At 65.7% G+C, this 14,529-nt stretch carries 9 protein-coding genes; 4 read left to right on the forward strand and 5 right to left on the reverse strand.

Annotated features, from left to right (window positions below):
* Positions 1–23: 23 nt before the first annotated feature.
* Complete coding sequence (locus tag P9239_RS22630; RefSeq protein ID WP_309755141.1) at positions 24–698, reverse strand: HAD family hydrolase; 675 nt, start codon at positions 696–698, stop codon at positions 24–26.
* Between the two features lie 167 nt (positions 699–865).
* On the opposite strand from P9239_RS22630, the gene P9239_RS22635 reads away from it, so the two are divergent.
* Entirely contained in the window at positions 866–1,984 is a 1,119-nt protein-coding gene (locus P9239_RS22635; protein WP_309755144.1) for a 3-deoxy-7-phosphoheptulonate synthase, read from the forward strand.
* 126 nt (positions 1,985–2,110) lie between these two features.
* Positions 2,111–3,910 (forward strand): GGDEF domain-containing protein, encoded by a 1,800-nt coding sequence (locus P9239_RS22640; RefSeq protein ID WP_309755147.1) that lies wholly within the window; start codon positions 2,111–2,113, stop codon positions 3,908–3,910.
* 8 nt (positions 3,911–3,918) lie between these two features.
* Here the strand turns inward: P9239_RS22640 and P9239_RS22645 are convergent, their stop codons facing one another.
* On the reverse strand, positions 3,919–8,796 hold the full coding sequence (locus P9239_RS22645) for a response regulator (RefSeq protein ID WP_309755149.1): 4,878 nt from the start codon (positions 8,794–8,796) through the stop codon (positions 3,919–3,921).
* Between the two features lie 582 nt (positions 8,797–9,378).
* On the opposite strand from P9239_RS22645, the gene P9239_RS22650 reads away from it, so the two are divergent.
* Entirely contained in the window at positions 9,379–10,275 is an 897-nt protein-coding gene (locus P9239_RS22650; RefSeq protein ID WP_309755151.1) for a tetratricopeptide repeat protein, read from the forward strand.
* Positions 10,276–10,358: 83 nt separating this feature from the next.
* Positions 10,359–10,847, forward strand: a complete 489-nt coding sequence (locus tag P9239_RS22655; RefSeq protein WP_309755154.1) for a low affinity iron permease family protein — start codon at positions 10,359–10,361, stop codon at positions 10,845–10,847.
* 103 nt (positions 10,848–10,950) lie between these two features.
* Here P9239_RS22655 and P9239_RS22660 read toward each other — a convergent pair whose 3' ends face one another.
* Genes P9239_RS22660 through P9239_RS22670 form a run of 3 tightly spaced genes read right to left on the reverse strand, consistent with a single transcriptional unit; the run spans position 10,951 to position 14,487 of the window.
* The gene (locus P9239_RS22660; protein WP_309755156.1) at positions 10,951–11,907 is read right to left on the reverse strand and encodes an ABC transporter permease; all 957 of its coding nucleotides are present in this window, start codon (positions 11,905–11,907) and stop codon (positions 10,951–10,953) included.
* Position 11,908: 1 nt separating this feature from the next.
* A complete protein-coding gene (locus P9239_RS22665; protein WP_309755158.1) occupies positions 11,909–12,928 on the reverse strand; it encodes an ABC transporter permease in 1,020 nt (339 codons plus the stop codon).
* A complete protein-coding gene (locus P9239_RS22670) occupies positions 12,925–14,487 on the reverse strand; it encodes a sugar ABC transporter ATP-binding protein (RefSeq protein WP_309755160.1) in 1,563 nt (520 codons plus the stop codon). The genes P9239_RS22665 and P9239_RS22670 overlap by 4 nt, the downstream gene beginning before the upstream one ends.
* Positions 14,488–14,529: the final 42 nt, after the last annotated feature.

Genomic DNA, 14,529 nt, shown 5'->3' on the forward strand with positions numbered 1-14,529 from the left:
CCGCGCTTTCGATGACGGCTTTCTTATGGGCGCGCGGCCACTTCGTCGAGATGCGCGAGCAAATCCGCCGGGTCTTCGTAGACACGCAAGGCGCCCGCGCGTTCGAGTTCGTCGCTGCCATAGCCGCCCGACAGCAGGCCGACGCCGAGCGAGCGGCAACGGCGCGCGGCCAGCATGTCCCAGATGCTGTCGCCGACGACCACCGTATGCTCGATCGGCACGTTAAGACGTTCCGCCGCTGCGATGAAGAGATCGGGGTCGGGCTTCGCGTACTTCACGTCGTCGCGCGTGACGACGACCTGCTTCGACGCATCCACGCCCAGCGCCTCGAGATTCACCGCAGCGGTTTCCATGCGCCCGCTCGTCGCGATCGCCCAGCGCGTGCCCGCTTCGGTCAGCGCGGCGAGCAGTTCGCGCGCGCCGGGAAGCGGGCAGACCTGCGCGCGCAGCCGCTGATACGCCTCGGCATGCAGCCGCCGCAAATGGTCGACGCGATCCGCGCTGATCTCGCCGTGCGTCTCGCGCAGCAGCTGGTCCGTGAAGAGCCCGCCGCTCATGCCGATCTTGCGGTGAATGCGCCACACCGACAGCTCGATGCCTTCCGCATCCAGCGCCTCTTTCCACGCCAGCACGTGCTGGTACACGCTATCGACGAGCGTGCCGTCGAGGTCGAAGAGAAACGACGTTTCGATTCGCATGGTGTTCTCCCTTGATGAAGCACCATCATACGCACCGAACGCGGCTTGCGTTCGCGCGCGCCGTCATCAATGCGATAATCGAACTTCGCAGCGGAAGACCGCAATCGCGCAAAAAATCCGCACTGCAAACGCATATCACGCACAGACAACGCATGACGGAGCCTACATTGAGCCGCATCGACAATCCCTCCCGCGATCAGGAGGCCGGCGTGGCCGACTCCACGCAAGACACCACCCGCATCGACGACACGCGCATCGGCGCAGTGCGGCCGCTCATTTCGCCGGCGCTTCTGCTCGACGAACTGCCGGTCACGCCCGGCGTGCAGACGCTCGTCGAGTCGAGCCGCGCCGCCATCGCCAATATCCTGCATGGCCGCGACGACCGGCTCGTGGTCGTCGTCGGTCCGTGCTCCATTCACGACCACGGTCAGGCGATGGACTACGCGCGGCGTCTCAAGACCGTGGCCGAGCGCCTGGCCGACGATCTCGTCATCGTCATGCGCGTGTACTTCGAGAAGCCGCGCACGACGGTCGGCTGGAAGGGCTATATCAATGACCCGCGTCTGGACGGGAGCTTTCGCATCAACGAGGGCCTGCGCCGGGCGCGCGAGCTTCTGCTGGACGTGAGCGGCCTCGGCTTGCCCACGGCGACCGAGTTTCTCGATCTGCTGAGCCCGCAGTACATCGCGGATCTCATCGCGTGGGGCGCCATCGGCGCGCGCACGACGGAAAGCCAGAGCCATCGGCAGCTGGCGTCGGGGCTTTCGTGTCCGATCGGCTTCAAGAACGGCACGGACGGCGGCGTGCAGGTCGCGGCGGACGCCATCGTCGCGGCGCGCGCGAGTCATGCGTTCATGGGCATGACCAAGATGGGCATGGCCGCCATCTTCGAGACCCGCGGCAACGACGACTGCCACGTCATTCTGCGCGGCGGCAAGAAGGGCCCGAATTACGACGCCGAGAGCGTGGCCGCGAGTTGCGCCGCGCTCGCTGCGCTCGGCCAGCGCGAACAGGTAATGATCGACTGTTCGCACGCGAACTCGAACAAGTCGCATCTGCGTCAGGTGGATGTGGCCGAGGACATCGCGCGGCAACTGTCGGCGGGCGAAAAGCGCATCACGGGCGTGATGATCGAAAGTCATCTGGAAGAAGGGCGGCAGGACCTGAAGCCCGGCGTGCCGCTGAAGCACGGCGTCTCGATCACGGATGCCTGCCTCGGCTGGACGCAAACCGAGCCGGTGCTCGACTTGCTCGCACGGGCCGTGCGCGAGCGTCGCGCCAGATAAAGCGAGGGCGCAAGCAAGGGCGCAAGAGCGGCGCACCGGCGCGGTGCGCCGCTTCACGAAAGCTTCATTCAAGTTCGTGACCTTCGCACCGTTACTCCGGACGATAGCCCGCTAATCGAAAGGCCCATGTCCGCTAGCCTCTGCGCCAATGAAGCATCGCGTCTCACCATAGAACAGCTCATCGCCTCCAACGCGCTGACGGCCGTGTTTCAGCCGATCGTGCGCTTCGCGGACGGCGAGATCATCGGCTATGAAGGTCTCATTCGCGGACCGGCCGGCAGCGCGCAGGAATCGCCTGCCGCGCTTTTCGAACAGGCCGCGCGCGAGCAACGGGGCGTCATGCTCGAACACGCGGCGGCGCGCGTGTGCATTGCCGCTTTCGCGCGGCTCGCGCGCAGCGGCCTGCTCTTCATCAATTTCAGCGCGGCCGCCATCGAAGCGGCGCTCGGCGAGCGCGAGACGCCAGGCTATCTCGCGCACGACAGCGGTTTGGACGCGAAGCGGCTCGTCATCGAACTGACCGAGCAAAGCGTGATTGCCGATGCCGAACGCTTCGGCGTGACGGTGCGGGCACTGCGCGCGTCCGGTCCGCAATTCGCGCTCGACGACTACGGCAGCGCGAACGCCTCGATGAATCTGTGGGTGCGGCTCGCGCCGCATTACGTGAAGATCGACCGCTTCTTCGTGTCCGACATCGCGCGTGATCCGCTCAAGTTCGAAGCGGTCAAGGCGATGGTTTCGTTCGCGAACGCGAGCGGCGCGCTGTTGATCGCGGAGGGCATCGAAACGGAGGCGGATCTCGAAATCGTGCGCGATCTCGGCATTGCGTGCGCACAAGGCTTTCTGCTCGGCCGGCCCGCCGCGACGCCGAGCGCGCGCTTGCCCGACGCCGTCGCGCGTGCATTCCGCTCCGCGCAGATCGCCGTGTACCCGGCGCGCACGCGCACCGGCGCGACCGCCGACATGAACGCCGTGCTGCTGGAACGCATGCTGGTCGAAGCGCCGACGCTCACCGTCAAGTCCCGCAATGACGACGTCGTGCGCCTCTTCAACGAAACGCCGTCGCTGCATGCGCTCGCCGTTGTCGACGAAGGGCGCCCGGTCGCGCTCATCAACCGGCGCTCGTTCATGGACCAGTACGCGCTGCCGTACCACCGCGAGGTGTTCGGCAAGCGGCCGTGCATGCAGTTCGCCAATCTCGCGCCGCTCATCGTCGAACGCGGCTCGACGCTCGAACAGATCGCGCGGCTCTTCGCGAACGACGATCCGCATGATCTGTCGGACGGCTTCATCGTCACGGAGAACGGGCGTTACGCCGGACTCGCGACCGGCGCGAGCATGGTGCGCGCCGTGACCGAAGTGCGCGTGGAAGCGGCGCGCTATGCGAACCCGCTCACGTTTCTGCCGGGCAACGTGCCGCTCAATTCACACATCGACCGGCTGATCGCGAACGGCTCGGCGTTCGTCGCGTGTTACTTCGACCTCGATCACTTCAAGCCCTTCAACGACCGCTACGGCTACTGGCAGGGCGACGAAGTGCTGAAGGCCGCGGCGAACACGCTTGCCTCCGTGTGCGAGCCGACGCGCGACTTCCTGGGCCATATCGGCGGCGACGACTTTCTGCTGCTGTTTCAGAGCGACGACTGGCGCGAGCGCGTGGTGCGCGCCATGCACCTGTTCAACGAAGTCGTGATGCGCTTTTATTCTCCGGAGGAACGGCTCGCCGGCGGCATCCACGGCGAAGACCGGCTCGCGCGGCCCGCGTTCTTCGGCTTCGTGCGGCTTTCGGCGGGCGCGGTGCGGGTCGCGCCGGGCGCGGCGCGCGGCAGCGCGCAGGTCAGCGCGATGGCGGCCGTGGCGAAACGCGCGGCCAAGGAAGAGGCGAGCGGCTTCGTGGTAATGGACATGCGCGAAGCGGACTCGTAGCGCCGTAATCAGCGATGCGACGCCGCGCGCAGCGCCTCCATCAACGCGGCCGGATCGTACGGTTTGCGCAGCCGGATCGCATGCGGCAACGCCTTTTGCTCCTCGTCGCTCAGTTCGAGGTCATAGCCCGTGACGAACACGACGCCGATGCCCGGCCTCTCACGCGACGCCGCTTTCGCCAGCTCGACGCCGGATTCGCCCGCCAGATCCACGTCCGTCAAAAGCACGTCGAAGCGATGCTCGCGCAAGTGCGCACGGGCTTCCTCCACGCTCGACGCCTCGCTGATATCGACTCCCATCGTGCGTAGCAATTCGGCGCTGCTCGCGCGCACCATCTCGTTGTCTTCCACGAACAGCACGGAGAGCGGCGCGGCGTCGCCGGCAGGCTTCGGCGGGTTCTCGTCGACGTGGGCGGGAGACGGCGGCGCGTTGTCCGCGCGCTGCCCGAGTACATGGCGGATCTTGCGGGCAAGCGACTCGTGCGTATAGGGCTTGCTCAAGAGGTCGATGCCTTCATCGAGCCGTCCCGCGTGGACGATGGCGTTATCCGTATATCCCGACGTGAACAGCACCGCGATCCCCGGCACGCGCTCACGTGCCTTGCGCGCAAGCTCCGTGCTGCGCAGCGGGCCGGGCATCACCACGTCGGTGAATAGCAGGTCGATCGGCACGCCGCTTTCGACGATCGCGAGCGCGCTCTGCGCATCCTTCGCGCGCAGCACACGATAGCCGAGATCCGCAAGCAGATCGACGACGGTCGCGCGCACTTCCTCGTCGTCCTCGACCACGAGGATGGTTTCGCTGCCGCCTTTCGCCGGTCCCGCGTCCACGTTGGTTTCGAGGTCTTCTTCCTGCCGCGCGCGCGGCAGATAGAGGCGCACTGTCGTGCCGTGGCCTTCCTCGCTATACACCTTCACGTGTCCGCCGGACTGCTTGACGAAGCCGTACACCATCGAGAGGCCCAGGCCCGTGCCCTGACCTTCGCGCTTCGTCGTGAAAAACGGCTCGAACGCGCGTTCCTGCACTTCCGGCGACATGCCCGAGCCGGTATCGGTGACGGCGACCATCACATACTGCCCGGGCGTCACGTCGGCGTTGCGCAGGGCATAGGTTTCGTCGAGCGATGCATTGCCGGCCTCGATGGTCAGCTTGCCGTGGCCCTTCATGGCGTCGCGCGCGTTGATCGCGAGATTGAGCAGCGCGTTTTCGACCTGAAATGGATCGACGAGCGTGTTCCACAGGCCGCCCGACACGATGGTCTCCACTTCGATGCCGTCGCCGAGCGCGCGGCGGAACATGTCGTCCAGCCCGCGCACGAAGCGGCCCAGATTCACGACCTTCGGCGCGAGCGGCTGCCGCCGCCCGAACGCGAGCAGTTGCGAGGCGAGATTCGCGCCGCGCGCCACGCCCGCCAGCGCGCTCTTTACGCGCTGTTCGGGCTTGTCCTGCCCCGCGACGTCTTTCGCGAGCAGTTGCAGGTTGCCGCCGATCACTTGCAGCAGATTGTTGAAGTCGTGCGCGACGCCACCCGTCAGCTTGCCGATGGCTTCCATCTTCTGCGCCATGCGCAACGCTTCTTCGGCGTGGCGCAGCGCGTCGGCGGTTTCGCGGTCGGCGGTCACGTCGCGGCCGACACCATGAATGCGCCGCGTGCGCGGATCGAGCGACAGCGTCCACGCGATCCAGCGCCAGCCGCCATCGAGACGCCCGAGGCGGCACTCGTAACGCACCGGCGCGCCGCTTGCGCGCAGCTTGTCGAGTTCCAGCGCGACGGCAGCGGCGTCGTCCGCATGGACGATGTCGAGCATCGTGCGCGCATGCAGGCGCTCGGTATCGATGCCGAGCACCGACGACCACGACGGGCTCACGCGCAAAAGCGCGCCGTCGAAGCTCGCGATCACGAACAGGTCTTCGCTCAGTTCCCACAGCCGGTCGCGGTCCGCGACGACTTCGGTCACGCGCCGCTCCAGCGTCTCGTTCAGATCGCGCAACGCGGTCTGCGCCTTGGTGCGCTCGGCGATTTCGGTTTGCGCCGCCCGGAAGAGCCGCGCATTGTCGATGGCGATGGCCGCCTGCGCCGCGATGCCGCTGACGATGCGCTCGGCACGGTCGGTGAACATGCCCGGCTCCGGATGGCCGAAGAAGAGCCCGCCGAGCACTTCGCCCGTGCGCGAAACGACCGGCGCGGCGAGATAGCTGCGAACCGGCAGATGTCCTTTCGGCATGCCGAAATGCGGGGCGTTGTGGCCGTAACGCGGGTCTTTCGTGATGTCGTCAGAGCGCACCATGCCGTGGCCGCCGAAGGTCGGTGCGAAGACGGCGGTGTTGCGCGGCATCGGGAATTCGGCGAACTTCTCCTTCGGCACGCCGGAGAGCGCGTACAGCGTGTAGCTGCCGCCTTCGTCGTCCAGCACGTTATAGAAGAAGGAACCGAATGCGGCGGCGGTGAGTTCCGTGGCGGCATCGGTCACGACCTGCACGACGCGCGAGAGGTCGAGTTCGGCGGCGACCGTCGTGCCGACGCGATTGAGCACTTCGAGCACGCGCGACTCTTCCCGCAGGCGCTGCTCGGTCTCGCGACGCAGGCGCGAGAGCCGCAGATTGCTCGCCACGCGCGCGAGCAGTTCGCGCGCCGAAAACGGCTTGGTCAGATAGTCGTCCGCGCCCGCTTCCAGACCGCCGACGCGCGCTTCTTCGCCCGCGCGCGCCGATAGCAGCACGACCGGCGTTTCGCGCAAGCCTTCGTCTTCGCGCAGCGCGCGCAAGAGGCCGAAGCCGTCGAGGCGCGGCATCATCACATCCGACACGATGACGTCAGGCTGCACGGCGAACGCCGCGTCGAGCCCGGCCTGGCCGTCGGCGGCGACGCTCACGTCGTGGCCCGCGGCGGCAAGCAGGCGGCGCATGTATTCGCGCAGATCGGCGTTGTCGTCCACCACGAGCACGCGGCCCGTGAGCGCATCCGCGCTCGCCGAGGCCTCCGCCGCTTCCGCGAGCGGCGATTCGAGGTCGGCGGCGTTGAGCGCGGCGGCATCGGCGGCGGTGTCGGCATCCGGCGTCCAGCGCAACGCGGCATCGACGAAGGAGCGCGCGCGGCTGCTGGCTTCGGCGCGTGGCGCGTCGGCGCGCGCGACCGCGCCTTCTTGCGCGGCGGGCAGCGTCACGCTGAAGCAGGTGCCTTCGCCCAGGCGGCTCGACACGCGGATGTTGCCGCCGTGCAGCTTCACCAGTTCCTGCACCATCGCGAGGCCGATTCCGCTGCCTTCCACCGACCGCCCCGTCGCGCCCGCCACGCGATGAAACCGCTCGAACACGCGCGCCTGCTCGTGCTCGGCAATGCCGATGCCCGTATCGCGCACGCTCGCCTCGATTTCGCCGTCGCCGTTCACCGAGAGCGCCACCTCGATGCTTCCTTCGAACGTGAACTTGAATGCGTTCGACAGCAGATTCATCACGACCTTTTCCCACATGTCGCGGTCGATGTCGGCGAGTATCGGCGTATCGGGAATATTCGTGCGAAGCGTGAGCCCGGCCGTTTCGATGGCCGAGCGGAACAGCGACGTGAGTTCGGCCGTGAACGCGGCAATGTCCGTGCGCATCCGGTGAATCTCGATGCGCCCCGCCTCGATGCGCGAGAAGTCCAGCAGCGCGTTGACGAGCGTGAGCAGCCGCATGCCGTTGCGATGCATGATCTCGACGAGCCGCATGTCTTCCTGCGGCACGCGGCCAGGATCCGCGAGCATTTCTTCGAGCGGGCCCAGCATCAGCGTGAGCGGTGTGCGGAATTCGTGGCTGATGTTGGAGAAGAACGTCGTCTTCGCGCGGTCGATTTCCGCGAGCGCCTCGGCGCGGCGGCGCTCTTCGTCGTAGGCGTGCGCGTAGCCGATCGCCGCGCCGATTTGCCCGCCGACGAGATTCATGAACGTGCGGTAGCCGTCGTCGAACAGGCGATACGGATTGAGCGCCGCGATCAGCACGCCCGCGTGGCCGGTCTCGCCGGTCGGCGCGATGGGAAGCATCACGGCAGTGGTCGGCGCGGCCTTCCATGCGCCCGTCGGCAACCGCGCGCCGACGCGCTGATGCAGGTTCGTCACGACTTGCGCGCGGTTCTCGCGCAGCACGTCCTGAAACGGCCACGGGTCGCGCGCGTCGCCGTGCAAGGTCGCGGGCGCCGCCGGATGCCCCGCCTCGATGCCGGATGCCCCGACGAGCGTCGCGGTGTCGTCGCCCGGCTCGGCGGTATAGAGGAGGGCAAAGGGCATGTCGCGCGGTGCGTTGCCGAGCGCCTTCATCGAGCGTTCGCACGCCTCGCGCCACGTGCGCGCGTCGGCGGCGGAGGTCGCCAGTTCGCGCAACACGGTCAGTTGCCGCTCGCCCAGCACGCGCTGCGTGTCGTCGCTGTTCGCACAGATGATGCCGCCTGCGCGGCCTTTGTCGTCCGGAATCGGGCTATAGGAGAACGTGTAGTAGGTTTCCTCGGGGAAACCGTTGCGCTCCATGATCAGCAGCTTCTGCTCGACGAACGTGCCTTCGACGCCCGCGAGCGCCGTGTCGAGCAGCGGCCCGATATCGCCCCAGATTTCCCGCCACACGACGGAAGCCGGCTGTCCGAGCGCCTGCGGATGCTTGCCGCCGATGATCGACCGGTACGCGTCGTTATAGAAGAAGAGGAGCTCGTGGCCCCAGCCGATCCAGATGGGCTGGCGCGACGTGAGCATGATGCGGATGGCCGTCTTCAGGCTCTGCGGCCAGTTCTGAGGCGCGCCGAGCGAGGTCCGCGCCCAGTCGAATCCCCGGATGAGCACGCCCATCTCTCCGCCGCCGAGCAGGAAGCTGGAGTCGACGCTGTTGGCGCTCGGAGCCGGGGTCAGATTCTCGGGAGTCATCGACGCTAAATCTCCTCGCTTTGTCTCTCGATCAAGCGGCATGGGTTGTAAGGCAAGCTTTGGGATGACGCTGATTGAAACGCGCGACCGAATTGGCACCGGGATTCTCGCACGGAATCCGAACCTGCCTGTGCAGGGATGCGCGGTCGCACGGCTTTAGCAAAGATCGTGACTGGGCGCGGGGCGACGGACCGGTCACGCGCGCGGTATTTATATGAATCGATTTCCAAGCCGGTATTCGCGGCGGATTGCGGCGAGTAATCCAAATCGACATATTTTTTTGCACTATACTCAGTCGAATCCGCTATCGTTTCTTTTCTCCGCGAATTGCGCAATGCGCCAAACGCTTTTTCGCGGCGTCCGTTAATCGTTCTGAATAGCAATCACGGCAATCGCCCGGTGAGACGGGCAATGGTCAATGCTTTCGCACGCAGGTTTTCCGCGCGCGCCTGATGTGCGTTGAAAATCGGCATAGTCCCATTTCGCGTTTCAGATTCGCGGGCGCATATTAAGCATTATCAATAAAACCGTCCTTGGCATTTAACTTCGTTGCACATCACGATCATGAACGAACCCCTTGATTTGAATAATTCCAGCCTGGCGGAACAAGAAGCCGCGCTTCGGCAGCAACTCGCCGTTCGTCCCGACTCGGTTGCGGTGAACAACAATCTGGGCATCGTGCTGCGGCATTTGGGCCGGCTGTCGGAAGCGCAGCACATGTTCGAACAGGCATTGGCGCTAGAGCCCGGTTCCTCCGAGATTCTCGTGAACCTTGCGCTTCTCGCGCTGGACGAAAAGCGCAAGGACGACGCTCGGGCGCTACTGGACAAGGCATTGGCTCTGCGCCCGGATTCGCCCACGGCCAAGTTCGTGCTCGCTGGCCTCTTCCAGGAGGACGGGCGGCTGGACGATGCCGCGAAGGCGCTATCGGAGGCAGTCGCCGCCCAGCCCGACTTTGCGCAGGCTCACCTTTATCTCGGCCAAGCGCTCTTCTGGCTGGGCCGCTTGCCTGAGGCTGAGGTAGCGTGCCGCCGGGCCATCGACTTGGCGCCGGACGTCATCGACGGTCATCTGACGATGGGGGATATTTTGTGCGCGGCGGGCCGGCTCACCGAGTCCGATGCCTCGTTCAATCGGGCGCTTGCCATCAATCCGCAGTCGGCGGAAGCGCACTGCGGTTTGGGCAATGTCGCGCATCGCCGCTACGACCTGCCGGGCGCGGAAGCCGAGTTCCGCAAGGCGCTGGAATTGCGCCCGGTGTTCTTCGAGGCGAGCCGCGGTCTCGGCCTTGTACTGCTTGCATTCGGCCGCGCGCAGGAAGCGGAGGGCGCGCTGCGTCAGGCGCTATCGCTGCGGCCTGACGACCCGAGCGCGAAAGGCGCGCTGAATGCCGCGCTCGCGATGCCGAGAGCGCAGCCGCGTCCTGCCGTGCAAACGAGCGTCGATACGCTGATCGCGCCGCGCAATCCGTCCGCGTAATAAGACCCGGCTAAGTCGGTCGACAGGCTCTTGCAAGGAACGAACCTTGCTTTTCCCTGCTCGGGATATGTAGGGAGAAGAGTATGACAAGCAACCAACGAACCTCGACCGACCAACTCGACACGATCCCCGACACGTCCAGCCCCGCATACGCTAAATCGCATCCGTTGATGCGCGCGTTCGACAGCTTCGCGAGCCTCGTCACGCGCTGGGCGGGTTCACCGTTCGCATTCGGGCTGGCGGTGGCCAGCATCGTCGCGTGGGTCGTGACCGGGCCTATCTTTCACTACTCGGATGGCTGGCAACTCGTCATCAATACCGGGACGACCATCATCACGTTTCTGATGGTGTTTCTGATCCAGCAGAGCCAGAACAAGGACAGCGTCGCGCTGCATCTGAAGCTGAATGAACTGCTCGCGACGCATCGGGCGGCGAGCAATCACCTGATCGGCATCGAAGATGCGAGCGAAGAGGAATTGCGCAGGCTCGCGGCGGCGTATCTGCGGCTGGCAGCGGAAAGTGGCGAAGCAGCGGGGGCCGCTTCGTCAGGCGGCGCGGCGAGCACGAAGTAGATTCGGGGCCTGGGGTTCGCGCGCGGCATGGGGGTTTCGCTGGCGATCATCGGGTCATGCCCTGTCCATCGCCGACGAATGCAGCGTCCACGCGACGCGCACCTCAATGCGTGACTTTCGCCGCCACGCCGCGCCGGTTCAACACCCGCGCCTGCAACACGATCACGAGCAGCAGAAAGAGCCCGCGAATCACCGACTGCCAATAAGCCGACAGGCTGATATAACCTAGCCCGTTCTCGAAGTTCAGCAGATTGAACACGAGCCCGAGCAACGCGACGCCTGCAATCGTCATGGCGATGGAGCCCTCGCCGCCCGTGAGCCTCGTGCCGCCGAGCACGACGGCCGAGATGGCGAACAGCTCCCAGCCGACGCCTTCGTTCGGCTGTCCCGCGCCGAACTGCGCCGCGAGAATCGCGCCCGCAATGCCGGCGAGCAAGCCGCTCAACGCATACACCGCGACCAGCGTGCGATCGACGTTGAGACCCATGAGGCGCGATGCCTCTTCGCTGCCGCCGATGGCGAGCGCATGCCGCCCGAAACGCGAGTTGCGCAGCGCGACCCAGCCGAGCACCGCCGCCACCAGCGACACGATGCCGGGAATCGGCAGGCCGAACAAATCGCCTTGTCCGAACGCGGCGAAGTTGGTGTCGGACGCGATGGCGACGGCATCGTTGTGGCCGAGCAGCAGCGCGAGGCCATGTGCGCCGAGGCTCGTCGCCAGCGTGACGATGAAGGGCAGAATCCGCATGTGCGTGATGACGATGCCGTTCAACACGCCCACGGCCAGCCCCGCGAACGATCCGGCTAACACGCCCGCCACGCCGCCATGCGGACTCGCCAGCGCCGCGACGACGCTTGCGAGCGCGGCGACCGCGCCCACGGACAGATCGATACCGCCCGTGATGATGACGAACGCCATGCCGATGGAGATCAGCGCGAACATCGAGTTGTATCGCCAGAACGAGGTCACGTTGTAGGCGGACGCGAAGTGCTCGTAGCGCACCACGCCCAAGACGAGCAGCGCGACCAGCGCGATCAGGATAGGAAGGTTTTTCTTCATGTCATGAGCCCCGGCGGCGCTGCACATAGACGGCGGCGATGATGATCGCGGCCTTCAGCACGAGCGCGGCGGCATCCGGAATGCCGTGCGCGAGCAGCGTGTATCGCAATAGCTGGATGATGAGCGCGCCGATCAGCGTGCCCGTGATGTACGCCTTGCCGCCCGTGAGCGCGGTGCCGCCGACGGCGACGGCTGCAATGGCATCGAGTTCGACGCCGAGGCCGACCACGTTCGCATCCGACGACGAATTCACCGAGATCGAAATGAGCCCGGCGAGACCCGCGAGCGCGGCGCACGCGGTGTACGCGATCAGCTTCACGCGCGCCGTCGGAATGCCGGAAAGATACGCGGCGTCCTCGTTGCCGCCCGTCACAAGCAGATACTTGCCGAACAGCGTCTTGCGCACGATCCACGTGAAGACGGCGACGAGCGCGAGCATCAGCAGAATCTGGAACGGCACGCCCGCGACCTTGCCGAGCGCGATCCACTGGAACGCGGGATTGTTGAATGCCTGCAGGCTGCCGTCGGTCACGACCTGCGCGATCCCGCGTCCCGCGATGAAGAGCACGAGCGTCGCGACGATGGGCTGCACGCGAAGCCGCGTCACCAGCATTCCGTTGAACACGCCGCACACCGCAGCCGCGAGCACCGGCAGCGTGAAGGCGAGCAGAATGCCGAGCGGCCCTTCGATGTTCATGAAGAGCATCGGCGCGAGCGCGCCGGCAATCGCCATCGACGCGCCCACGGACAGGTCGATGCCGCCCGTCGCCACCACGAGCGTCATGCCGATGCCGACGATCACGATCGTCACCACCTGCGTGAGGTTCACGTTGAACGTCTGAAGCGACCAGAAGTGCTCGGTGAAAAAGAGGTTGAACAGCACCATCGCGACGAGCACGATGATTTCCCGCTGGATCGCGATGCCGCGCCGCTTCTTGACGGGCGCGGTTTGCGCGTCCGCGGCGAGCGGCGCGGCGGGTTGTGCTACAGGTTGTGCTGCGGGTTGCGTCTTGTCGATCATGACTCGTTTCCTTGCGCGGCCGTCGCTTGCGCGAGCGTCGATGTTTCACCGGACCCGTATGCGATCGCATCCATGATCGACGCCTCGTTCATCTGCGCACCGTTTAGTTCGGCTACTGTTTCGCCGTCGCGTATCACGACTGCGCGGTCGGCCACGGCGGTGAGTTCTTCCAGCTCGGACGCCGACAACAACACCGCCATGCCCGCATCGCGCAACTCGCGCACGATCTTCGCGACATCCGCTTTCGCGCCCACGTCGATGCCGCGCGTGGGTTCGTCTAGCAGCAGCAGACGCGGATTCGTCGCGAGCCAGCGCGCGAGCAGCACCTTTTGCTGATTGCCGCCCGATAGCTCGCGTATCGGCTGATCCGGTGAACGCAGCTTGATGCCGAGCGATGTAATGAAGCCGTCGACGATCTCGCGTTGCTTCGCGACATTCACCACGCCGCGTTTCGTCAGCGCGGGCAGGCAGACGAGCGTGAGGTTGTCACGCACGGAAAGCTCCGGCACGATGCCTTCGGCTTTGCGGTCTTCCGTGAGATACGCGATGCCGCGTGTGATCGCATCCTTCGGCGACTTGAGCGTGGCGTGCTCGCCGCCGACCGTGAGCGATCCGTGCGAAGGACGATCCGCGCCGAACAGAAGACGCATGGTTTCCGTGCGACCGGAGCCGAGCAGCCCGGCGAGACCGACCGCTTCGCCCGCATGCACGTCGAGCGATACGTTCGTGACTTTCGCGCCCGCCGCGAGCGAATGCGCGCTCAACGCGACCGCGCCGCGCTTCGCGAGATTCTCTTCTTTTACCGCGCTGTCCTCGTGCACGACGGCGGCGAGCGTGCGGCCGAGCATCGTCGTCACGAGCTTGAGCTTGTCCATCTCCTGCATCGTGCTTTCGGCGACGGTCTGGCCGTCGCGCATCACGGTGACGCGGTCGCAGAGCGCATACAGTTCGTCCAGGCGATGCGACACGAAGATCACCGCGCGTCCGTCGTCGCGCAGACGTCGCACGACGTTGAAGAGCAATTCGACTTCGCGCTCGTCGAGCGATGACGTCGATTCGTCCATGATGACCATTTTCGCGTCCGAAGACACGGCTCGCGCGAGCGCGACCATCTGCTGGATCGCGGTCGAATAGTCACGCACCGGCTTCTTCACATCGATATGTAGGCCGAACGATTCGAGTAATTCAGTCGCGCGCCGCTGCACGGTCTTCCAGTCGATGAGGCCGAAGCGGCGCGGCTCGCGTCCGAGAAAAATGTTCTCGGCGACCGAGCGGAACGGCACGAGGTTGATCTCTTGGTAGATCGTGCTGATGCCTGCTTCGCGCGCTTCCTTCGGCGTGCGGAAATCCACTTCGCGTCCGTCGAAGCGGATGATGCCTCCGCTCTTGCGATATGCGCCGGTGAGAATCTTGATGAGTGTCGACTTGCCCGCGCCGTTCTGGCCGATGAGCGCGTGCACTTCACCGGCCGCCACGGTCAGGCGCGCGTGCTTGAGCGCTGCGACGCCGCCGAAGGCAATGTCGATGTCCTGCATGTCGAGTAGGGGAGCAGTGGCCATGCGGCTTTCCGTCGAGTTGAAAAAGCGAGCGCCCGAAGGCGC

This window comes from Caballeronia sp. LZ062, from assembly GCF_031450785.1.
Lineage (GTDB): Bacteria > Pseudomonadota > Gammaproteobacteria > Burkholderiales > Burkholderiaceae > Caballeronia.